18 protein-coding genes are annotated in these 21,267 nt (G+C 69.9%); 8 read left to right on the top strand and 10 right to left on the bottom strand.

What is annotated here, in order from left to right; genetic code table 11:
- Positions 1-142: 142 nt before the first annotated feature.
- Positions 143-2,203: a fibronectin type III domain-containing protein gene (locus ACSHXN_RS38820; protein WP_438305653.1), complete on the bottom strand. Its 2,061-nt coding sequence runs from the start codon at positions 2,201-2,203 to the stop codon at positions 143-145.
- A gap of 362 nt (positions 2,204-2,565) precedes the next feature.
- Here ACSHXN_RS38820 and ACSHXN_RS38815 point away from each other — a divergent pair, with 362 nt between their 5' ends.
- Positions 2,566-3,720, top strand: coding sequence for an ROK family protein (locus ACSHXN_RS38815; RefSeq protein ID WP_383353411.1), 1,155 nt, complete (start codon positions 2,566-2,568; stop codon positions 3,718-3,720).
- Positions 3,721-3,807: 87 nt separating this feature from the next.
- On the opposite strand, the gene ACSHXN_RS38810 is transcribed toward ACSHXN_RS38815, so the two are convergent.
- Positions 3,808-6,081, bottom strand: a complete 2,274-nt coding sequence (locus tag ACSHXN_RS38810) for a SpoIIE family protein phosphatase (RefSeq protein ID WP_355131391.1) — start codon at positions 6,079-6,081, stop codon at positions 3,808-3,810.
- A gap of 424 nt (positions 6,082-6,505) precedes the next feature.
- Entirely contained in the window at positions 6,506-6,814 is a 309-nt protein-coding gene (locus ACSHXN_RS38805) for a hypothetical protein (RefSeq protein ID WP_438305650.1), read from the bottom strand.
- A gap of 887 nt (positions 6,815-7,701) precedes the next feature.
- On the opposite strand from ACSHXN_RS38805, the gene ACSHXN_RS38800 reads away from it, so the two are divergent.
- Together ACSHXN_RS38800 and ACSHXN_RS38795 are read left to right on the top strand one after the other, a co-directional pair.
- Positions 7,702-8,229 (top strand): GNAT family N-acetyltransferase, encoded by a 528-nt coding sequence (locus tag ACSHXN_RS38800; RefSeq protein ID WP_356109812.1) that lies wholly within the window; start codon positions 7,702-7,704, stop codon positions 8,227-8,229.
- Positions 8,230-8,377: 148 nt separating this feature from the next.
- Entirely contained in the window at positions 8,378-9,067 is a 690-nt protein-coding gene (locus ACSHXN_RS38795; RefSeq protein WP_438305646.1) for a response regulator transcription factor, read from the top strand.
- A 457-nt stretch (positions 9,068-9,524) separates the two neighbouring features.
- Here ACSHXN_RS38795 and ACSHXN_RS38790 read toward each other — a convergent pair whose 3' ends face one another.
- The 3 genes from ACSHXN_RS38790 to ACSHXN_RS38780 form a co-directional block, all read right to left on the bottom strand.
- A complete protein-coding gene (locus tag ACSHXN_RS38790; RefSeq protein WP_438305643.1) occupies positions 9,525-10,724 on the bottom strand; it encodes a L,D-transpeptidase in 1,200 nt (399 codons plus the stop codon).
- Positions 10,725-11,082: 358 nt separating this feature from the next.
- Positions 11,083-12,024 (bottom strand): hypothetical protein, encoded by a 942-nt coding sequence (locus ACSHXN_RS38785; protein WP_438305641.1) that lies wholly within the window; start codon positions 12,022-12,024, stop codon positions 11,083-11,085.
- A gap of 52 nt (positions 12,025-12,076) precedes the next feature.
- Complete coding sequence (locus ACSHXN_RS38780) at positions 12,077-12,571, bottom strand: PaaI family thioesterase (protein ID WP_059129888.1); 495 nt, start codon at positions 12,569-12,571, stop codon at positions 12,077-12,079.
- Between the two features lie 89 nt (positions 12,572-12,660).
- Between ACSHXN_RS38780 and ACSHXN_RS38775 the strand changes: the two genes are divergently transcribed.
- Both ACSHXN_RS38775 and ACSHXN_RS38770 read left to right on the top strand, forming a co-directional pair.
- Positions 12,661-13,131, top strand: coding sequence for a winged helix-turn-helix transcriptional regulator (locus ACSHXN_RS38775; RefSeq protein ID WP_355131403.1), 471 nt, complete (start codon positions 12,661-12,663; stop codon positions 13,129-13,131).
- Positions 13,132-13,296: 165 nt separating this feature from the next.
- Positions 13,297-14,319, top strand: a complete 1,023-nt coding sequence (locus ACSHXN_RS38770; protein WP_355131405.1) for a PP2C family protein-serine/threonine phosphatase — start codon at positions 13,297-13,299, stop codon at positions 14,317-14,319.
- A 387-nt stretch (positions 14,320-14,706) separates the two neighbouring features.
- On the opposite strand, the gene ACSHXN_RS38765 is transcribed toward ACSHXN_RS38770, so the two are convergent.
- The 4 genes from ACSHXN_RS38765 to ACSHXN_RS38750 form a co-directional block, all read right to left on the bottom strand.
- Positions 14,707-15,192, bottom strand: a complete 486-nt coding sequence (locus tag ACSHXN_RS38765; RefSeq protein WP_383353419.1) for a lipocalin-like domain-containing protein — start codon at positions 15,190-15,192, stop codon at positions 14,707-14,709.
- 35 nt (positions 15,193-15,227) lie between these two features.
- Positions 15,228-16,496 carry an MFS transporter gene (locus tag ACSHXN_RS38760; protein WP_438305638.1) on the bottom strand — a complete coding sequence of 423 codons (1,269 nt, stop codon included), beginning with the start codon at positions 16,494-16,496 and terminating at the stop codon, positions 15,228-15,230.
- A 112-nt stretch (positions 16,497-16,608) separates the two neighbouring features.
- On the bottom strand, positions 16,609-18,186 hold the full coding sequence (locus ACSHXN_RS38755; protein ID WP_438305636.1) for an aldehyde dehydrogenase (NADP(+)): 1,578 nt from the start codon (positions 18,184-18,186) through the stop codon (positions 16,609-16,611).
- The gene (locus ACSHXN_RS38750) at positions 18,183-18,812 is read right to left on the bottom strand and encodes an isochorismatase family cysteine hydrolase (protein ID WP_438305634.1); all 630 of its coding nucleotides are present in this window, start codon (positions 18,810-18,812) and stop codon (positions 18,183-18,185) included. Before ACSHXN_RS38750 ends, ACSHXN_RS38755 begins: the two co-directional genes overlap by 4 nt.
- A gap of 170 nt (positions 18,813-18,982) precedes the next feature.
- Between ACSHXN_RS38750 and ACSHXN_RS38745 the strand changes: the two genes are divergently transcribed.
- The 3 genes from ACSHXN_RS38745 (at position 18,983) to ACSHXN_RS38735 (ending at position 20,808) form a co-directional block, all read left to right on the top strand.
- Positions 18,983-19,573, top strand: a complete 591-nt coding sequence (locus tag ACSHXN_RS38745) for a TetR/AcrR family transcriptional regulator (RefSeq protein ID WP_356109831.1) — start codon at positions 18,983-18,985, stop codon at positions 19,571-19,573.
- Positions 19,574-19,707: 134 nt separating this feature from the next.
- The gene (locus ACSHXN_RS38740; protein ID WP_438305630.1) at positions 19,708-20,415 is read left to right on the top strand and encodes a TetR/AcrR family transcriptional regulator; all 708 of its coding nucleotides are present in this window, start codon (positions 19,708-19,710) and stop codon (positions 20,413-20,415) included.
- Between the two features lie 120 nt (positions 20,416-20,535).
- On the top strand, positions 20,536-20,808 hold the full coding sequence (locus tag ACSHXN_RS38735) for a hypothetical protein (protein ID WP_355131419.1): 273 nt from the start codon (positions 20,536-20,538) through the stop codon (positions 20,806-20,808).
- The last annotated feature ends 459 nt before the right edge of the window (positions 20,809-21,267 follow it).

Raw genomic sequence — 21,267 nt, 5'->3', positions numbered from 1 at the left:
CGCCGGTCGCTGTCGGTTGTTCAGCTGTTCGTGAGCAGCTTCCTGCTCGTGTCCCTCATATTTCAGCAGGTCGACGTCGCTGACGGTGCCGGTCGGCTCCGCGGCGATGCGCCATGGGGTGCTGGTTCCGGGGGGTGGGTGATCACAAAGTGATCCGGTCCGCGTCGGACGCGTAGTCGCCGGCGTTGCCGAAGGTGATGGTGTTGGCGCCCGCCTTCAGGTGCACGGGCACGGTGATGGACCGCGGGCGGCCCCAGTTGTTGTCGTTGCTCCCGGGCAGCGGCACCTGGAAGGACGTTCCGCCCGTGGTGACGACCACCGTGCGGCCCGAGGAGCCGTCGGTGTAGTCGATCTTCATCAGGTACGTGCCGTCCTCGGGCGCGGAGACGTTGTTGATCGCCACCGATCCGCTGTAGCCGAGGTTTCCGACCTTCTTGCCGCCCGAGCACCGGGCGCATTCCGCGAGGGAGGCGTTGCCGCCGAGGGTGTTGGTCGCGGCCTCGGCCTCGTACGGGACCGGTCCGCCGGCGGCCGGGGTGGTGATCGCCACGGTCTTGCCGGGCGCCGAGGTCCGGCCCTTGGCGTCGTGGGCGACGACGGTGAAGGAGTATCCGGTACCCGGGCGGAGCCCGCTCACCGTGGCCGAGGTGCCGGTGGCGGTGACGGCCCTGGACCCGTTGGCGTAGACGTCGTAGCCCGTGGTGGCACTGCCCGAGTTCACCGCGTCCCAGGCCAGCGAGACACTGGTGGCGCCGGATGCGGTGGCGTGCACGGCGATCGGGACACCGGGGCGGCCTGCGGTGCTGCCCGGTGTGATGCGCAGCAGACGTGAGCCGTGCGGCGGAAGGCTGTCGGTGAAGGATCCACGGACGGAGCCGAGGTCCTTGTGGCTCCACAGGTCACGCACAGCCGCCTTGCCGCTGATGCCGAGGTCGCTCCAGTGCGCGGTGACGTCGGACCGGCCGCTGCCCAGGTTGAACAGGGCCACGGCGCAACTGCCGTCGGTGTTGCGGGCGTACCAGACCTGCTGCGGGGTGTCCTGGCTGATCGGCTTGGCGGGGTTGCCTGCCTGGTCGACTGCGATGACCTCGTCGTTGGTGAGCAGTTCCAGTCCGTGGGAGTCGAGCCTGGTGAGGTCGTCACCGATGTACAGCGGTGCGGATTCGACGGCCCACAGCGTCATGTAGCTCTGCCGCTCGACGTTGTTGTTGCCGTCCATGGCGCCGGCACCGACGTCGAGGGAGTCGAGGTTGTTCCAGTGTCCGGGCCCGGCGTCCGGTATCCACTGCACGACGTCGTTCCAGCGCTGCTTGACGGAGTTGTTCCAGGTGACCAGTGTGTCGCAGTAGCACTCGACATCCGTGTCGACCCGCCAGCCGTTGGAGTTGGCCTTCCATACGTTCGCTCGGTCGTGGCTGAGCGACCAGGACAGGACGAACTGGATCGGACGGCCCGTTTTTTGCAGGGCGGCGTGCCAGGCCTTGATGTCGGGGACGTTGTCGTGTGCGTCGTCGCCCTGGTTCGAGCCCGGCCCGACTCCGTCGATCTTGAGGAGGTCCACTCCCCAGTCGGCGAATTCGTCGGCGACGGACTGGATGTACTTGGTGGTGCAGGGGCTGGCGAAGTTCAGCTGGTAGGAGACGTCGTCCCAGCCACTGGTCTTGCGCAGGTCCGGATAGACGATGTCCTTGGTGGTGCAGCCGGGCGCACCGTAGATCGGCGTGTCGCCGTTGTTGTAGTAGTCCTGGTAGAGGCCCACTGCGAGGTAGAGGCCGAACTTCAGGCCCTTCTTGTGCAGTTGGTCTCCGATGTACTTCATGCCGTGCGGGAACTTCTTCGGGTCCGCCGTCGGCCGGGCGTAGCCGTCCGAGACGTTCGTGCCGTTGCCGACGTTCCAGCCGGCGTCCAGGTTCACGTGGTTGTAGCCGTGGGACTTGAGCTTTGACGCCAGGACTCCGGCCTGCGCCAGGACATGGGACTCGGTGAGCCAGTTCTCCCCGCCGTAGCCGGGGAAGCTGGTCGATTCGAGGCTCCACGTGCTGTAACCCATGTACGGCTCGGCGGCCACTGCCGCGGTGGAGCCGGCCGGGGCAGCGGCCTGGGAGACCCACTCGGGCGTGGTGGCGGGCACAGTGAGGGCCACCGCGAGAGCGGTGACACAGGTGAGCGTTCGAAGACGTACGGGGCGAACGGGACGAGCCATGGATGTACTCCATCTCGGCGCGACTGCGAGCGGTCTTCCGCCTGGAGGAATCGAGCAGGATCGAGGCCTGGTGAACCGGTGTGCGAGGAGGTTGGTCCCGGGACACCGTCCAGAGTGATCGACGAGGAGTGTGCGGCTACGCTCCCCACCGGGTACCTGGGCCGCCCCGACGAGGAGTGCCGCGAATGTAGGCAGACTTACCTTCCATCGTCAACATAGTCGTGAGCCGGAATGTCCGCCGCCACGCCCCGCAAGTACTCGGTATACGGGAAAAATCCCCTCAAAGTTCGACTTCAAGGAAGGCGCGAATCCACCCTTTCCGCCCTTGCATTAATTTCCTGTGGAAATGTAAAGTCGCTTTCATGAGCCTCGCCGACCAGTCGCCCGCCGCCGTTCTGGTCTTCCAGACCCTCCTCCAGTACGGCCCGCTCAGTCGCGCCGACGTCGGCCGGCGCACCGGGCTGTCGCCGGGTGCCGTCACCAAGGCGGCCACTCCCCTGATCGCGGACGGCTGGATCACCGAAGCGGGCCGGCCCAGCGTGGAGCGGACCACCGGACGTCCGGCGACGTTGATCGCCGTACGGGCGACACGTGCCCGGTTCGTAGGGGTCAAGGTCACCGGCGACGAACTCATCGGCGTACTCGCCGATCTGACGGCACAACCGCTGGCCTCCCGGCGGGCAGCGCTCGGATCACGGGACGTGGGCACGGTGGTACTCGCGATCGGCCGGCTCGTCGACGAACTGCGCGCGGCCGCGGGTCTCGTCGAGGCCGACGCGCTCCACGGCATCGGCGTCACCATCGCGGGCGACGTGGACGGGCGGACCGGGCACGTGCAGTACTCGCCCTTCCTGGACTGGCGCCGGGTGCCACTCGCCCAGCTCGTCGAGTCGGAAACCGGCGTGCCCACGGTCATCGAGAACGACGTACGGGCCCTGACGGTGGCCGAGCAATGGTTCGGCGCGGGAGCGGGCCTGTCGTCCTTCGCCCTTGTCACCGTGGGCGCGGGCATCGGTGCGGGACTCTCCGTCGGCGGCCGGGTGATCTCCGGGGCCCACGGTGTGGCGGGCGAGATCGGACACCTTCCCGTCGGCACCAGCGACCGCACCTGCACCTGCGGCAACACCGGGTGCGTCGAGGCCGTCGCCTCCACCCATGCGATCACCGAGCAGGCTCGGCAGGCCACCGGCGATCCCGAACTGACCATGGACGAGGCGGTACGGCTCGCCCACGCCGGCGATCCCGCCGTCCGAGCGGTCTTCACCCACGCCGGACACACCCTGGGCCTGGCCCTCGCCTCGGTCGCCAATCTCATCGGTCCGGAACGGATCGTCATCTCCGGGGAGGGCGTGGCCTCCTACGATCTGTTCGCCGATCAGATCCGGCAGACCTTCGCCGATCACGCGTTCGGTGCCGCGGCGGACTGCGATCTCGTGGTCCGGCCGCTGCCCTTCGAGCAGTGGGCCCGGGGCGGAGCCGCGGTGGCGGCCCAGCGTGTGTTCGCGCCCGTCAAGTAGGCCACCGCTCCCTTGCGGCCCGCAGCCCCGTACGGATCCGTCCGCAGGTGAGTCGGCGCACATCTCCCCCGCCGGCTCTGCGTCCGCTCATGTCGTTCCGGTGGACTGCTGCGCCCAGACGGTCTTCCCCTCCGCCTGGAATCGCGTGCCCCAATGGGTGGCGAGCGTGGCGACGATGAACAGGCCCCGTCCCGTCTCGTCGACCGTACGGGCGTGCCTCATATGCGGACCGCTGGGTGCGGTGTCGCTGACCTCGCAGGTCAGCACCGCGTCGAGGATCAGGCGCAGCGTCAGCGGCGGACTGCCGTAGCGCACCGCGTTGCCGACCAGTTCGCTGACGATCAGTTCCGTGGTGAAAGCGGTCTCCTCCTCGACGTTCCAGGTGGCGAGCCGACGGCGTACGGTCCGGCGCGCAAAGGGTGCGGCCTCGGGACCGTCCGGCAGTCGGCAGGTGAGGATCCGTTCTTCGGGGAGCGTTCTGGTGCGGGCCAGCAGCAGCAGTTTCTCGCTCGGCCATCCGCCCTCGTCGAGCGCGTACACGATGGTGTCGCACAACTCGCCCAGTGGCCGGTTCCCACCGTCGTCCAGAACCGATCGCAGCGGCGCCGACGGGGCGAGGACCTTCTCGGCCAGTCCGGCCGTGCTGATGGCCACCATGCTTCCGGCAGGCAGATCGACAGTGGTGGCGGGAAACGGGGCGTTGCCCGTGCTGGCGAGCAACGGGCCCGCGGGTACGCAGAGGGTGGACGAACTCCCGTCCGGGAAAACGACGACGGGCTCCGGCAGCCCGGCCCGGACGACGGTGATCGTCAGATCCACCGGGTCGCACACCGCGATCAGGCATCCTGCGATGAGCGGCTCCCGATGCAGGGGGTCACCGGCGGGCAGCGCCGCGCGCTCCGCGGCCAGACGTACGGTCGTGTCGTTCAGCCGGGCCAGCAGCTCGTCCGGCTCCAGGTCCAGGGCCGCCAGGGAGTAGATGACGGTCCGCAGCTGCCCCATCGTGGTGGCCGCGGCCATCCCTTGACCGGCGACGTCACCGACGATCAGCGCCGTCCGCGCCCCGGCCAGGGTGATCACGTCGAACCAGGCGCCCCCGCCCTCGGGTCCGGGCAGGTGGAGATGGCAATAGTCCACCGTGGACGACCCCGTGGGAGCCTGGGGAAGGAGCCGGCGCTGCACCGTCGCGGCGATGGTCCGCTCGCGGGCGAACCGGCGGGCGTTGTCGATGCACAGCGCCGCGTGCGCGCACACATCGGCGGCGAGCGCGAGATCCTCCTCCTCGAACGGGTCCTCGAGGTCATGGCGGTAGAAGCTGACCACGCCCAGCGCCTCGCCCCGCAGAGCCAGCGGGGCGACGATCAGGGAGTGGACGCCCGAGCGCCTGATGGCGTCGGCCCTGGGCGGATCCGCCGCCAGCCACAGGGTGTCCTCGTCGATCGGCAGAAGCCGCGGGCGCAGATCGGCCAGTACCCGTGAAAAGGGGGTTCCGTACGGCAGATGTCGCACGTCCCCCACCGGGTACGCGGTCACCCGCCCCCGGAACGCGGCACGGCGCAGGGGCACATCGCGGTCGACCGGAACCAGCGGCGGCGCCTCGCCGCGGACGACGTCCTCGATCACCTCCACCACGGCGATCCCGCAGAACGCGGGCACCACCGCGTCCACCAGATCCTGGCAGGCCGCGATCACATCCAGCCGCTCCCCCACCTTCTTGCGGACCTCGTCCAGCACGGACAGCCGCCGCCGTGCCCGCTCGCGGTCGGTGACGTCGACCGCCGAGGCGACCAGCCCGAGGACCTCCCCGCCCGCGTTCTCCAACCGGATGTAGGAGACCGAATAGATGCTCCGCCGCTCGTCCCCGAACCCCCGCATCCCCCGCACCAGCCGGTTCAGGGCCGGTTCCCCGCTCTCCAGGACCTGGCGGGCGACCGTCTCCTCCTCCTGCGGATCGGCAAGCCGATAGGCCTCGGTGAACACCTGGCCGACAAGACCGCCGTCCGGTGCACCGCGCAACGCGTGCGTGGCCGTGTTCATCCGGACGATGCGCATCCGGTCGTCCAGCACATGCAGCCCGACGGGCGACTGCGCGAACATCGCCTGCAGGATCGCCAGATCCTGGTCCGACACCGCGTGTTCCGCTCCGCGTACCTCCCAGTCCACGGACGAACCCGTCAGCACCGGCCGCACCAGCAGCGACTCCATGCCGTCGAAGCCGACCCGACGCCGTACCGCATCGGCAGCGGTCTCGTGGACCAGGAAGGCGACCGACCGGCCCACGGCCTCCTCCGCAGACCACCCGAACATCGCTTGGGCCTGGGGACTCCACTCGATCACCCGCCCGCTCTCATCGACTCGCATGAGCACGCCACCGCCGAGCATGGAAACACCTCCGCAGCATCCATGCCCCGGTCCGCGGTCGGCAGGACCACCCGCCGTCAGCAGCCACCGATCGGCGCAGCACGGACCGCTCCCCAGGCTGCCGCCCGCTCCGCCCGGCCACCGGCACTCGTCGCGGCGCGGGACCGTACCGCCGGGGACGCGGGCGCGTGGACTCCACGTCCGTGCGCGCACAACGGCAAGCGGCCGGGACCCCCGAGAGGGCCCCGGCCTCCTACCCGAGCGATCACACGGTCACCCGGTCGCGGCATCGTCACATCGTGAGCACCTGGGGCAGTGGTACGGCGTCGCCACCCGCTACGGCAACGCCGCCGCCGTCAGCATGGACGGACACCACACCGCAGGGATCCTGCTCAGATCAGGACGGTGCTCCGGACGAATCCGACTAGCGGCGACCGAGGTAGTGGTGGTGGTTCCGGTCGTTGTGCCAGCGCTGCCATCCGTTCCAGCCGTGGTGCCGGCCCCAGTTGCCGAAGCGCCCGTGGTTGTAGTGGTGGCCGTACCGGCCACGGTTGCGGTCCCAGTCATGGCCGCCCAGCAGCCCGCCCGGACGGTGGGCCTGCGAGTAGCTCCGACCGTGGTCGCGGCCGTGGTCGCCGCCGTCGGCCATGGCCGGCATGGCGGCCGCCGCGACGAGGGCGCCCGATGCCACGAACGTGGCGATCAGGCGGACCGTGGTACGAGAAACAGACATGCGCTGTCCCCTCACGTTCATGCACACCCGTCCTGTCAGGACCGGCGTGCCATCCGATTTCCCGGCTCGGTGCCGAGGTCCGCAACTGTGGCCGGTCGCCGCGACGCTAGATCAACAACAGGGTTCGTGTTACAAAACACCGACATATCCGTAACGCTCTGCTGTATGGGGCATCGATACCGGCGGGTTGTGCCCCATTGGTTCACCTTCGCCCCTACCTGCTCTCTGATCAGCAGAAAAGGGCTTGGCATCGCACGGCACTCCTCATGAGCACGCCGTCCTGACTCCCCCGACTGGAGCAATGGGTCTTGTAACGATCGCAGAGCCACCGTTCGGGGGACCCCGCCCTGCCCCGAGGGCGTGGTGTCGGTCCGTCACGAAGGCGGCCGAACCAGGCCCCTGTCCGGGGGCCGCGGCCGGGGCGGACAGACGGGCGCCCGCCGCGACACCTGCACCCCACACGACATGACGGGGCGCCGCGCCGACGACGCTGCCGGTGACGGTCAGCCGGCCGACAAGGACCACTCCACCGTGGATGCCGCGGCCGCCGCCCGGCACTTCGTCGCGCCGAGGACGCCGTCACGGGCGGCGGAACGAAGGGGCTCGCCGCGCGAAGGAAGGGCACCGTGATCAGCGGGGCCAGGACACCCGTCGCGGACGCCGACACAGGCAGAAGACGTGAAGGGGCCCGCCGCGCCCACGGAGCAGCATGATGCCGACGCCCCGGACAAACCGGGCATGACGCTCTTGCGCTTCCTCCCGGGTGAAGTGCCGAGGCCGGAGGACTGTGTCAGACGCCGGGTGTCGCACACATGCCGCCGGGGCGGAGGCACTGCGCCGACGTGCCCGCTGTCCAGGCATGCCGAAGCGGTGGCTACTGTGGCGCCATGTCCGAGCCCGTGCACCTGCGCCCCATCGCCGAACCCGACCTCGGTCTCCTGGAGCACCTCTACGAGGACCCTTCGGAAGCAGGGGACTTCGGTTTCTTCGGATACCGCAACCCCGGTCAGCTGCGTCGGCAGTGGTCGGAGCAGGGTTTCGTCTCCCGTCAGGGCGGGCGCCTGGCCGTCGCCGCGCGCGACGGCCGTTTCGTCGGTGAGGTGCAATGGCGGCAGGTGCTCCAGGGCCCTGAATCGTCCTGCTGGAACATCGGCATCGCGCTCCTTGCCGCGGAGCGCGGCAAGGGCTTCGGCAAGCTCGCCCAACGGCGGCTCGCCGAGTACCTGTTCGCCCACACACAGGTGAACCGGATCGAGGCGAGCACAGAGATCGCCAACGTCGCGGAGCAGAAGGCGCTGGAGTCGGCCGGCTTCACGCGGGAGGGAGTGCTGCGCGGGGCCTGCTTCCGCGGTGGTGCCTGGCGCGACATGGTCCTGTACTCCGTGCTGCGCGGCGAGGTCGCGCTCCAGGGCTGACACCCGCGATCGCCGTCGTCGCCCGTCCGATCGGGCGCGGTGGCGGCGCGCGGATCATCGGCCTCGAGGGCGGCCCGGGGCGGCACGGTGGGGTCCGGGTCAACCCCGCTGTCGACCAGGTCCCGTCGCATTTCTTATGATCCCGAGCGTGCACGCACATGTACTCGTCGCCGAGGACGACGAAAAGCAGGCCGAACTCATACGCCGCTCGCTGCTGCGGGAGGGGCACACCGCGACCGTGGTCCACGACGGCGGGGCCGCCCTGGAAGCGGTCCGGCGCAATCGGCCCGACCTCGTGGTCCTGGACCTGATGCTGCCGGTGATCGACGGGTTCGGCGTGTGCCGGGTCCTGCGGCAGGAGGGCGACATCCCGGTCCTCATGCTCACCGCGCGCTCCACCGAGGAAGACGTCCTGCACGGCCTCGACCTCGGCGCGGACGACTACATGACCAAGCCGTACAGTCCTCGCGAACTCACGGCGCGTATCCGTACCCTGCTGCGGCGCACCGCTCGGCAGCACAGGGAGCAACAGGTGGTGCGTGCCGCCGGGATCACCGTCGATTCCGCACGGCGCGAAGTGCTCTGCGACGGCGAGCCGGTGCGGTGCACGCCGGACGAGTTCGAGATCCTCCTGGCGATGGTCTCCGAACCGGGACGGGTGTTCTCGCGGCGCCAGTTGCTGCAGTACACCCGGGGCATCGACCGCGAGTCCACGGAGCGCGCCGTGGACGTGCACATCATGAACCTGCGCAAGAAGCTGGAGGCCGACCCCCGTCGGCCCGTACGCCTGCTCACCGTGTTCGGCGTCGGCTACAAGGTGAGCGGGGACCGCGGCTGACAGCGGTCGTGGCGCTGGGGGGAACCGGGACTTGCCGGGCGGCCCGCCCCGGTCGATACACCTGACCGGGACCGAGCCCGCGGCGAACCTGTCCCAGGTCGTCGACCGGTTCCGACGGGCCGAGAAACCACGCACCGGATGGACGGGCGGCCGTGGGCTCGGCCTGTCCCCCCTCTGTCAGCTTGTCGGCGTTCACGCCGGCACGGTGACCGTGACGTCAGGGCGCGGGTTCGGTGTCTGCCATGCGACTGCCGGCCACGACGGCGTGTGGCCGGGAGACGAACGGGGCGACGTGGTCCCTGCCGAGGCTCCGCAGCCAACGGGGTTCCCGGCGACCCGCCGGTCCGACCCTCACGCCGTCGTTCGCCGAACGGGGCCCGCGGGGCGACCGGCCCGTTCGGTGCGCCCGGACGAAACCGAGCCGGTGGCGGACCGGACCGCCCGGACCACGGCGCAGTCAGAGCGCCGAACCGGCCTGCCACTGACTCCACGACATGTTCCAGCCGTTGAGGCCGTTGTCCGGGTTGATGGTCCGGTCGTCCGAGTTCTTGACCACGACCACATCACCCACCAGGGAGTGGTCGTAGAACCAGGCCGCGTCCTGGCCCTGGTCTCCGCCGCCCTTGACGTCGTTGAGACCCACACAGCCATGGCTGATGTTCTCGTGCCCGAACACCGAGTCGGAACCCCAGTAGTTGCCGTGTACGAAGGTGCCGGAGGAGGACAGCCGCATCGCGTGCGGGACGTCGGGGATGTCGTACTCCCCGGCAAAGCCCACCGTGGCACCGTTCATGCGGGTCGTACGCAGCTTCTCGGATATGACCATCTGCCCGTTCCATGTGGTCCTGCCGGGCGCGCCCGCCGTGATCGGGATCGTCCGCAGCAGTGCCCCGTCGCGCTCCACGCGCATCGTGTGGGCGCTCGCGTCCACGGTCGAGACCTGCCGGCGGCCGACGTGGAAATGGAAGGTCTGCTCCTGCTCCCCGTAGACCCCGGGCGCCGCCTCGACCCCGTCAAGCCCGATCTTGACCGTGACGTCCGAGCCGGCCTCCCAGTACTGCTCGGGCCGGAAGTCCAGGCGCCGGTCACCGAACCAGTGCCCGACGACCGTCTGGCCGCTGCCGGCGGTGATGCGAAAGGCCGACTCCACCGCCTTCCTGTCCCTCACCGGCCGGTCGAAGGTGAAGGAGACGGGCATGCCCACACCGACGGTGGACCCGTTCTCCGGAACGTGGGTCGCACGGTAGCGGTCGCTGTCGTCGAGTGTGGTGAACGCGATCCGCCGACTCACCGTGTGCCCGTGGCCGTCCGCGGCAGCGGCGGTCAACCGGTAGGAGGTGCCGTGCCGAAGCGGGGATCTGGGTGCCCAGCTCCTCCCGTCCGCGGCGGGCACACCGGGCACCGGGTCTCCGTCCGCGGTGGTCAGCGAGACCCGGGTGATGCTGCCGCCGGTGACCCGGACCTGGCCGCCCCCGGTGACGGACACGTGCTTCTGGCCGTCCGAGGCGTTCAGTGTGAGGGCCACCGGCGGCCCGGACGCGCCGCCAGCCGAGGGCAACGCCTTGGTCGCCTCGGGGCCGTCGGCGCCGCAGCCCGTGAGCAGCAGGGCCGTGACGGACAGGGCGGCGACGGCCGGGACGGCACGGGTATGGCGCATGAGTGGGACTCCGGAATACGTCGGGATGCCGCGCGCCGCCGGACGGGCGGCCCCGGCACGCGTGGCCCGGGGTCCCCGCTCGCCCGGCCACGCCGGCGGAAGGATGCCGATCACCACCCTGAGCGGCACTCATCAGGAAGTTGTCAGAACCGCCGACCGCTTCTCGGGCTCCGCCGGGTCGGTTCACGGCAGCCCGGGCCGCCGGATCCGTGTGCGGCGGGCGGCGGGCGGCGGGCGGCGGAACACGCGTACGCGTACTCACGCACTGCGCCCGGGCTTCACCGAAAGGTGGGGCTTTGCGGAGGGCCGTTGCGACCGGGCGGCGGCGAGGCCGCGGACAGCACCCCAGCGGGGGGCGTCAACTCACCAACCACCTTCTGAGCAGGCCCTGATAGGGCTCGAACTGGAACTGCAGCGGTGGAGCCATGTCGCCGAAGGACTGACCGAACGCGCGCGGTGACCGGGCCAGTCCCGACAGCACCCGCTCGGCCGTGTCGTCTCCGGCAAGGCCGGGCGCGAGAGCCGCGCAGCCCCGAACACCTGCATTCGGGTGGGTGAGCCAAGAACGGGTGTCGCCGCCGAGGTGGCCCATAGCGACCAGCAGCGTCGCCCGTTCGTAGGGGGATTCGGCAGCCCGGGCCATCGACGCGAACCGCTCCAGCAACACCGGACGTTGCGCAGAGGCAGACGGGTGGCGGGCCAGCGCCCCGACTGCTGCAGCGGCACACGTCCTGCGGCCGACCCGCTCCGAGGCGAGGTGCGACAGTGTTTGCCGCAGGAGCGTGGGCATCAGGTCGAAACAGGCGAGCGTGGCCTGATCCAGGACGAGTTCACCCAGGCCGGTCCCCTCCTGCCACATCCGGTACCGGCCGTCGGCATCGACCGACAGGTAGTTGTCGGTCCAGGACCGAAGCTCCTGAGCGCGGTCCTCGACCCGGACGCGGGTCTCCGCGGCCCGGTCGCCGACATCGGCGGCCACGCCGACCGCGTACAGGTAGGCAAGCATTGCGTCCGGCAGTGAGGGATCGTCCGACGCCGACACCAGATGGTTCAAGAGTTCGACAACACGAAGCGCGGTGGGCGCCGTCGCCGGCCAGACCTTGCCTTCGGGACGAAGCGTTGTCGACCACAGATGCGAGTACCCGGCGACGAAAGCCCTGTCATCGCCGCCGAGAAGCGCTGCCAGATGATGCGGCGTGTCGTGGGCGGGCCCCATGGCATGGAAGAACCCGGACCACCCCACGTCATCCAGGAGGTCAACCATCACAGGCATGGTGCCACACCACTCCGACACGACCACTGCCGCAGCAACGATCCGCCTACGCCCCGTCCATGATCCGGCGGACAGCTGCCTAGGCGGCAGGCACAGGGAACAGCATGCAGCTGCTGGTCGCGTGGGCGAGCAGACGGTCGTTGGAGTCGAAGAGCTCGGCCTGGGCGAGAGCGGTGCGCCGACCCTGGTTGAGGACGCTGCCGACGGCGCGGACCTTGCCCGTGTCGACGGTGATGGGGCGCAGGAACTTCAGGTTCAGGTCGAGTGAGGTGTAGCCCATACCGGCCGGGAGGACGGACTGCACGGCACAGCCGGCGGCCGAGTCGAGCAGAGTGGCGTAGACACCGCCGTGGACGCTGCCGATGGGGTTGTAGTGCTCCTCCCCCGGTTCCAGCGCGAAGACGGCACTGCCCAACTCCACCTGCTCCAGGGTGAAGCCGAGGGTCGCGGCGATGGGAGGTGCGGGCAGACGTCCACTGATCACGCTGCGGAGGAAGTCGAGACCGCTCTGCTGCCCGACGGCGGCAGCGGAGACCCTCGGGTCCTCCCACTCGAACGTGCGTGACCTGCTCATGTATGTCTCCTCGTCAGCTGCCTTCCCTGTTCGAAGCTAGCTATGCACACCCCTGGATGTCAATGTCGAAGTCAGCCTACGATGGCCCCATGACGTGGCTCGAGACCAGCACCGAGAACTGCACGGTGCAGCGCACCCTCGACCTGATCGGCGAGAAGTGGTCCCTCCTGGTGCTGCGCGACGCCATGAACGGTGTGCGCCGCTTCGACGACTTCCGCCGGCATGTGGGACTCTCCGAGGCCGTGCTCGCCGACCGGCTGCGCACGCTGGTCGGTGCCGGGATCCTGGAGACCGTCCCCTACCGGGAGCCCGGTCGGCGTACGCGCCACGAGTACCGGCTCACCCGCAAGGGCTGGGACCTGTGGCCCGTCATGATCGCGCTGAAGCAGTGGGGCGACCACTACACCGCGGACCCGGAAGGACCACCGCTGGAGGTCCGTCACCGCGACTGCGGTGAACCGCTGGAGGCCGTCGTCGTCTGCGGGGAAGGCCACCACGGACCCCTCACCCCGTGGCAGGCCTACACACAGCCCGGCGCCTCGGCGCACTCCGCCACCTGACCGGTCGCGGGCTGCCGCCACTCCGCGGCAGCCCGCGACCGCGCCGGACATCGCCACCCATGCCTGGTTCGTCCGGATATGGTGCCCTTTGTGATCAGGACAGGAAGGCTCCCGCGTCGTCGTCCGCAGCGAGCGAGACGGCGGGGATCCGCGCTGCTGTCCCCGGTGATCGTCACCATCCTCATCGCGAGCCTCGCGTTCTCCACGCCCAGGGAGATCGCCATCAGCCGCCTGCTGCCCGCGGCGCCCGCGCTCGCCGCCTCGATGTGGTCCGTGTTCGCGACGGTTCTTCTGGGAGTCTTCTGTCTGCTGGTCATGATCGGGCTCAGCTTTCTCTATTCCGATCTCGGGACGCCCTACACGGCTGCGGCGATCGTCGCGGTCACCTTGGCGGCCGCCTATGCGAGCCATCTGCGGTTGCAGCGGGAGGAGACACTCGTCCAGGTCCGGCTCGTCGCCGACACGGCCCAGCAGGTCCTGCTGCGACCGCTGCCGCGCCGCATCCGGGACGTCGCGATCGAGTCGCTGTATCTGGCGGCCCAGGAACAGGCCCGGATCGGAGGCGACTTCTACGAGGCGGCCGAGACGCCGTACGGGATCCGGCTGCTCATCGGAGACGTGCGTGGCAAGGGGCTGTCCGCGGTGGGGGCCGCCTCGGCGTTGATCAACTGCTTCCGTGAGAACGCGTACGACCAGCCCGACTTGAAGGGCATCATCCACCGTCTCGAGACCTGTATCGCCCGTCACAGCGCGGCGTTCCCCACCCAGCACCTGCCGGAGCACTTCGCCACCGCGCTCATCGCCGAGATCCCCTACGGCAGCGACTGCGTCAGAATCCTGAACTGCGGCCATCCTCCGCCCCTTCTGGTGCACCGCGGAGAGATCCGCTTCGCCGAGCCCACCAGCGTCTCACCGCCCCTGAATCTGGGCCCGCTGGTCGGGAACCGCTACTACGTCGACACCGTGGCCTTCGCGCCGGGCGATCAACTGCTGCTCTACACCGACGGCGTGACGGAGACCCGCAACCGCGACGGCGACTTCTTCCCCCTGCCTGACTGGCTGCGGCAGCAGCGGTCGTCTCCGCCCCGCGAGTTGCTCGACCGGCTTCATCGGGATCTGCTCCGCTACAGCGACGGAAGGCTCGACGACGACATCGCGGCCCTCGCACTGCGGTGCATGCGCACCTGACGCGTGCGGTCCGCCCGTCGACGCGCGGGCCAGGACGTCGCGGGTGTGGATCACCTCCGGCACCGTGGGCACGGGCGGTGTTCCGCCCGTGCCTCGAGGCTTTGACCGATCGGCTCGGGCAGAGCACACGGCTCGGCGGCCGCATCCCGGAAGTCGCGGTGCGCCTCGATCCGTCGACAACCTGGGCTTCGGGACAACCGGCCGTGTGTCATCCCCACGACCCGCTGCGTCCCCGCTGGACGAGCGAGGATGGAGCGACGGACCGGGGGTGACCCGCCGGTCCTCTGCCACGGGCCACTCCGAAGAGGGTCGACGCACAGCGGACCGGAGCACCTGACGCTGCCGTGCTCGAGGGCGCCGGCGGGCCGGGACGGTGGGGCGGGACGATCAGTCCGGCTTCCGCCAGGTCAGTTCCGCCGTGCGGTACCCACCCCACATGCGGACGGGGTTGACCAGACCGAGCTTCAGGCATGTGCCGTCGAACGTCACCTTCCGTACCTGGGGCCGGCCGACCCAATCGGGGAAGAGGCTGGTCGTGACGTGGTGCTCGACGGTGGTCGGGGCCACGACGTCGAAGGGGCCTCCGTAGGCGATATAGGTCACCGCGGCCCGGGCCAACTCCTCCGGTGGGGTGTCCTCGAGGCGTTCGGATCCCGTGGCCGGACGGTCGCCACGGCTCAACTGGGCGGACATGTAGCCGTCGGCGGTGTAGACGATCAGCCCCCGGGGTGCTGGTCCGAGCGGGTGGATGACATGTCCGTCGGTGCTCGTCGCGGTGTACGACACGAGTGTCCATGCGCCGATCAGCCGTCTGCGCACCGCTTCGCGGGCCTGGCGTTCGCTGTTCGTGTCTGTCGGGTGGAGGGTGGCCATGGAGGTGTTCCTTTCTTCCGCGGGTCGCGGAGCGACTACCGGTGTCCGCCCACGGTGGGCGCAGGGAGGGCGGCATGGGAGGCACTCCGGGTCCCCGGGCCTCGAGGGGTGCCGCGCCTGTTGACGGCGTGCATCGTCAGAATGAGCGCCGCCACGGCGAGGAAGGCCATCCCCTCCCACGCCACCGCCGTCCAGCCATGGCTCTCGAAGAGCGTCACGGCGAGAGCGGAGCCGACCGCGGCACTCGCGAACAGGGAGAACATGTAGAGGGTGTTCAGCCTGGCCCGCACCGCCAGGGGCCCTGCGAAGATCCGGGCCTGGTTGGCTATCTGAGCGCTGGTGGTGCCGTAGCCCAGCAGATTGCATCCGATGACGAGGGCCGCCAGTGAGTCGCCGTCGAGCAGAAAAACAAGGAAGGCGGTGGTGGCGGACGCCAGGGCGATGACGTTGACGGTGTCGGGGCCATAGCGGTCGGTGAGCCGTCCGGAGTAACGGGCCGCCAGGGCGCCCGGGACGCTGCTGAGACCGAACAGTCCCGCCGCGGCCGGTCCGAGTTCCAGCGGCTTCTGGGACAGATGGAAGGCCAGGGTGGCCCAGAACGACGAGAAGGCGCCGTACACCGCCGCACCGAGGAGAGCGGACAGGCGCAGGGCGGGGTGGCGCAGGACGAGCGGGGGCATGGACGCGAGCAGCTTCAGGTAACCGGGCGTGTCCTTGCCGGTGTTCGCAGCGCGCTCCGGCATGTATCCGGGCAGGACGAACAGGAGGGAGGCCGTGACGAGGGCGGCGGCGACATAGTCGGCGCGCCATGTTCCGGTCGCCTGGGACAGCGCTCCGGAGACGGTGCGGGAGAGCAGGGCTCCCAGGGTCAGTCCGGTGCCGACGGCACCCAGGGCTCGGCCCGCCTGGCCCTTGGCCGCCAGCGAGGCGACGGTGGGCATGATGATCTGAGGGACCACGGTGGTCGTCGACAGGACGAGGGTCGCAAGGCTCAGCAATGCGATCGAGGGGGCAAGCGCTCCGGCGAGCAGGGCGAGCGCGGTGACGGTGAGCAGGATGCGGGAGACCCTGCGCAGCGGGGCACGGTCGGCGAGGGGGACGATCGCGACGATGCCCAGGGCGTAGCCGATCTGGCCGGCCGTGGCGACGCCTCCCGCGGCCGTGGAGGAGGCACCGAGGTCCAGGGCGATCCGCTCGAGAAGGGGCTGGGTGAAGTAGATGTTGGCGACGGTGACGGCGGTGGCGACGGCGAAGACAGGGATGGTGCCGCGCTTCATGGCCGGGACGGGGGGCGGTGCGGTCATGGGGCCCTTCACGGAGGCACGGAGGTGAGCAGGGGCGCAGGGGGCCCGGCACCGGCGTGGGGACGCCGGCGCCGGGACGGGCCCTGTTCGGTGAACGGGACGGGGCGCGGGGTCAGTCGCGGGTGAGTTCGCCGTCGACGAGCCGCCACAGGTGCAGCGTGTTGGCCTCGCGCAGCGGCCTCGGCAGCAGTTCGTCCGGGAACCCCTGGTAGGTGACCGGACGGAGGAACCGCTCGATCGCGCTCATTCCGACGGAGGTGAACCGGCTGTCCGACGTCGCGGGGAACGGTCCACCGTGGACGGAGGCGTAGGACACCTCCTGGGGGATGGAGAAGGCGTTGACCACGATGCGGCCCGTACGGCGCTCCAGGATGGGCAGGAGCCGTGCCGCGGCGGCGTGGTCGGGCCGGTCGGCGTGCAAGGTGGCCGACAGCTGCCCCCGGAAGGCGCGTGCCGCCTCGAAGAGCTGCCCGAGGCCGGTCAGCCGGACGAGCAGGACAGCGGGGCCGAAGACCTCCTCGCGAAGGGCCGGGTCGGCCAGCAGTTGCTCACCGCTCACCTCGTACAGCAGGGACTGGCCGTCCCATGTGCGTATCGGCTCGGGGCCGGCGCCGATACGCGTGGCCCCACTGTCCTCCAGCCGCTGCACATTGCGTGTGTAGGCGTCGTGGATGCCGGGCGTGAGCATGGTCCGCGCGGCCACCTTCTCCACCTCGGCCCTCGCCGCGTCGCGCATCTCCTCGAAGCCGGGGCCGTCGACGCCCAGCAGGACGGCCGGCTTCAGGCAGGCCTGCCCGACGTTGTACTGCGCACGCTGCGCGAGGCCCGCGCCGATCTCCGCACCGCGGGCCGCCGCGGCGGCGGGCAGGACGAAGGTCGGGTTGACACTGGTCATCTCGGTGAACACCGGGATGGGGTCGGGACGTTGCTGGGCGCGGCGGAAGAGAGCCATGCCACCGGCCTCGGAACCGGTGAAGGTGACCGCCCGGACCAGGGGGTGATCGACCAGGGCCTCACCGATCTCGTTGCCCGGGCCCCGGACCAGAGAGAAGACGCCTTCGTGGAGCCCCGCCTCCGCGACGGCCTGCCGGATGGCACGACCGGCGATCTCCGAAGCGCCCGGATGGGCGTTGTGGGCCTTGAGGACGACGGGGCAGCCGGCGGCCAGGGCGGAGGCCGTGTCGCCGCCCGCCACCGAGTAGGAGATCGGGAAGTTGCTCGCGCCGAAGATCACCACAGGGCCCAGGGCCACCTTCTGCATCCGGTGGTCCACGCGTGGTGCGGGCTGCCGGTCCGGCTGAGCGGGGTCGATGGTCGCCTGGAGGAAGCGGCCCTGGCGGACGACGGTGGCGAACTTGCGGAACACCGCGGCCGTCCGGAGGGTCTCGCCCTCGAACTGGGCGGCGGGCAGGCCGGTCTCCAGCGAGGTGCGTGCGGCGAGTGCACCCTTGACCGCCTCGAGCTTGTCCGCGACGAGGTCCAGGAACGCGGCCCGTTCGGCCAGGCCGGTGTGGCTGTAGCTGTCGAAGGCCTCGTCGGCGAGACGGACGGCGCGGTCGACCTCGGCGTGACCGCCGAAGGCGAACTCGGGCTCGATCAGCTCTCCGGTGGCCGGGTTGAGCGCCTTCATCGTGCCTGCCGAGGCGGGCACGGCGGCTGCTCCTATCAGGAGTTCTCCGGTCAGCGTCACGCCTTGCCCCCCTCGATGGCGGCGACGAGCTCCCTCGTGCCGAGGATCGCGTGGGCGAACGTGGGACCGTTCAGTTCGTGCGCGGCCTGCATCATCTCGGGCCGGTAGGCGGCCGTGGCATCGCGGACCAGCGTCACGTGGTAGCCGAGTTCCATGGCGAAGCGTGCCGTGGACTCGATGCAGGTGTTGGCCAGCAGGCCGACGAGCACCACATGGCTGATGCCGTGCTGCTTGAGCTGGAGGTCCAGGTCGGTGTTGGCGAACCCGCTCTGCCCCCAGTGTTCCTGGACGACGACGTCACCCGGCTGCGGCCGGAAGTCGCTGTGGAACTCCCCGCCCCAGCTCCCGCGGGCGAAGCTCTGCGACTTCATGATGTTGCGCTGGGTGGGATTGGGGTGGTCCCAGGTCTCGTAGTCCCCCGGCTCCCAGCGGCGGTGCGGGACGAACAGCACCTGCACGCCCGACTCGCGGGCGGAGGCGACGACCGAGCGCAGATTGTCCAGCAGACCGACCTCCTCGGCCTGGGCCTGCAGCCGCGGCCAGATCTTGCCTCCCTCGGACAGGAAGTCGTTGAAGGGGTCGACGAGCAGCACCGCCGTGCGGTGCGGGTCGTAGGTCTCGGACATGGTCTCTCCTCAAAATCTGGATGATGGACAGCATCCAGAAGTGAGGATTACTCCCATCATCCTGTAAGTCAAATATCGGCAGCTCAGTCCAAACTTCGAACCCATGTGTATGATGTGCGTCATCTAAATCTCTATCGGCGTCTGCGCCATTTCTCGGAGGGAGGCCCGGCATGGGGCACTCACAGGCGGAGAAGGCGGCGTCCCGCGAGCGGGTGCTCCGCATAGCGGCTCGCAAGGTGCGCGCGGAGGGCGTGACCCGACCGGGCATCGCGGACCTCATGAAGGAAGCGGGACTCACCCACGGCGGCTTCTACAAGCACTTCGCCTCGCGTGAGGACCTGATCGCCCAGGCCGCGGGCCTGGCCCTCGCCGAGGGCTCGGCGAAGATGGAGCGAGCCGCACGGAAGAACGAGCAGGAACCGCGGACCGGCCTCATCGACGCCTATCTCAGGCAGCAGCACCGCGACTCGCCGGCCACCGGATGCGCCCTGGTCACCCTGGGTGCCGCCGCCGGCCGCGGCGACGAGCACTTCAAAGAGGCCTACGAACGTCAGGTCCGCACCTATCTGGACCTGATCGCCGGGCTCGACGAGGAGTCCGAGGAGACCCGCGCCGAGGCGATGCTCACCCTCAGCGCGCTGGTGGGCGCGGTCCTCATGTCCCGGGCCGTGGCAGACGCCGGCCTGTCCGACGAACTGCTCACCGCCGTCGCCGATCAGCTCAAGCAGCGAGGGCCGCGGGCGTCCGCTCCGGCGGCCTGAGGCTTCACCCTGCGACGGGGCGCACCCCAACAGGTGCGCGCCCCGTCGCCGTGCCCGTGGAGCAGTGCAGGTCACGGTGTCTACAAGGTCACAGTCCCCCTATTTCGAGGGGTCCCTCATGTTACGCTCGGTGCATGAGCCAGCGAACCGTCCTGTCCGCGTCCCAGGCGTCGGCCAAGCCGCTGCGCCGTGACGCGCAGCGCAACAGGGACGCGATCGTGTGCGCCGCCCGCAAGGCCTTTGCTGAACAGGGCCTGGGCGCCTCGCTGGAGGGCATAGCCCGCGAGGCCGGCGTCGCGATCGGAACGCTTTACCGACACTTCCCCAGCCGCCTCGATCTGATCGAAGAGCTCTTCACGGCGAAGTTCACGGACCTGCTCGTCGCGGCCGAGGATGCCGCGGGCATGGACGACGCCTGGCGAGGGTTCTGCCGCTACCTGGAGAAGCTGTGTGAGCTCCAGGCCTGCGACCGGGCCTTCAACGACCTGATCTCGGCCCGGCTGCCCACCCACGCGATCAGCCGGAACATGGACGCACGCGCGAAGGAACTGGGCGCCCAGATCTTCCGTAACGCCCAGGAGCAGGGTGTGCTCCGCGACGACGTCACCCCGGAAGACCTCGCCTTCGTGATCTGGTCGCAGGCCGGGATCATCCAGGCCACCCGTACCGTGGCGCCCAGAGCTTGGCGTCGCCATCTGCACCTGATGCTCGACGCCTTCCGTGCCGACTGCTCGCACGAGCAACTGCCGGAACCCCCGCTGACCGCCCGGCAGGTGGAGCAGATGCTGACCACCGTCGAGTGCCCCGAAGAGGAATGCGGCGAGTGCCACGAAGAGGTGTGACCGCCCGCGCCGATACGGTCGGCGGGCGGCAGCTGCCTTCTGACATGTGATCAGCACGGTCCGGTGGGTCGGTACGGGTCACACCTTGCCGCCCGCGTGCGATCCGGCGAAGCTGATCCGATGCCGGGACAGCGCAGGAGGAAGCGTCGACGACACGACGCATGGCAGCAGGCCGCCGCCCGTTTCCCGGCGGGCGCAGGCCACTGGGACGTTCTCTTCGAGACCCAGGACGAGTCGGAGTGGCGCGCCCACATCCACCGACTGCGGGAGTCGGACCAGCCGATCGACTGGGCGGCGGTACGCATCGACACACTGTGCGGGCGCCTGATGCAGCCGACCACCTACCGTCTCCGCCTCTTCGTGGCGGACCCCACCGCCGATGCGGCAGAGTAGCCCCACTCCCATGGGGAACTGACCCCGCGGACGCCATCGCCGAGTCCGGGGGTGCTCAGGGAGTGGCTCGTCGAGGCGAGGGAATCCGAATGCCCGGGCTGGGCCGAATGCACGGACGGAACCTCGCGTTCTTGCGTCCCACCTTCTCGAACCCAGCTCCACGAGAATCGCCGGAGCGGACAGGTGGCGACGACAGTCCGGCCGTATGCGGCCGAGCGGACTTCCAGGGGGAGTTCGGCCCCTACGACAATGGCGTGTAGGTCGTCGTCAGCGCGGGCCGGCAGGGGGGAAGGAGCCCGGGAAGACGTCGGTCGGCCGTGCGTCGACCACGACCGGCTGTTCCGCGACGTCCCGGCGGGGACTTGGGCCCCGGTGCCGCACACCGATGGGACACTGTGCTCCGAAAGCCGTGCCCGAGGACGAGAACCACGGTCCGCCGGCTCCACGCGGTCTTCTGCA

The organism is Streptomyces sp. HUAS TT11, assembly GCF_051553595.1.
Taxonomy (GTDB): Bacteria; Actinomycetota; Actinomycetes; order Streptomycetales; family Streptomycetaceae; genus Streptomyces.
This window is presented reverse-complemented; position numbering and strand designations above follow the sequence as displayed.

What these genes read in the sequence shown, in the direction of transcription:
- ACSHXN_RS38790 (WP_438305643.1), bottom strand. Translation starts at nt 10,724, where the DNA reads ATGCGCCATACCCGTGCCGTCCCGGCCGTCGCCGCCCTGTCCGTCACG.
- ACSHXN_RS38815 (WP_383353411.1), top strand. Translation starts at nt 2,566, where the DNA reads ATGAGCCTCGCCGACCAGTCGCCCGCCGCCGTTCTGGTCTTCCAGACC.
- ACSHXN_RS38780 (WP_059129888.1), bottom strand. Translation starts at nt 12,571, where the DNA reads ATGAGCAGGTCACGCACGTTCGAGTGGGAGGACCCGAGGGTCTCCGCT.
- ACSHXN_RS38765 (WP_383353419.1), bottom strand. Translation starts at nt 15,192, where the DNA reads ATGGCCACCCTCCACCCGACAGACACGAACAGCGAACGCCAGGCCCGC.
- ACSHXN_RS38740 (WP_438305630.1), top strand. Translation starts at nt 19,708, where the DNA reads ATGAGCCAGCGAACCGTCCTGTCCGCGTCCCAGGCGTCGGCCAAGCCG.
- ACSHXN_RS38760 (WP_438305638.1), bottom strand. Translation starts at nt 16,496, where the DNA reads ATGACCGCACCGCCCCCCGTCCCGGCCATGAAGCGCGGCACCATCCCT.
- ACSHXN_RS38810 (WP_355131391.1), bottom strand. Translation starts at nt 6,081, where the DNA reads ATGCGAGTCGATGAGAGCGGGCGGGTGATCGAGTGGAGTCCCCAGGCC.
- ACSHXN_RS38820 (WP_438305653.1), bottom strand. Translation starts at nt 2,203, where the DNA reads ATGGCTCGTCCCGTTCGCCCCGTACGTCTTCGAACGCTCACCTGTGTC.
- ACSHXN_RS38775 (WP_355131403.1), top strand. Translation starts at nt 12,661, where the DNA reads ATGACGTGGCTCGAGACCAGCACCGAGAACTGCACGGTGCAGCGCACC.
- ACSHXN_RS38745 (WP_356109831.1), top strand. Translation starts at nt 18,983, where the DNA reads ATGGGGCACTCACAGGCGGAGAAGGCGGCGTCCCGCGAGCGGGTGCTC.
- ACSHXN_RS38735 (WP_355131419.1), top strand. Translation starts at nt 20,536, where the DNA reads ATGCCGGGACAGCGCAGGAGGAAGCGTCGACGACACGACGCATGGCAG.
- ACSHXN_RS38800 (WP_356109812.1), top strand. Translation starts at nt 7,702, where the DNA reads ATGTCCGAGCCCGTGCACCTGCGCCCCATCGCCGAACCCGACCTCGGT.
- ACSHXN_RS38750 (WP_438305634.1), bottom strand. Translation starts at nt 18,812, where the DNA reads ATGTCCGAGACCTACGACCCGCACCGCACGGCGGTGCTGCTCGTCGAC.
- ACSHXN_RS38805 (WP_438305650.1), bottom strand. Translation starts at nt 6,814, where the DNA reads ATGTCTGTTTCTCGTACCACGGTCCGCCTGATCGCCACGTTCGTGGCA.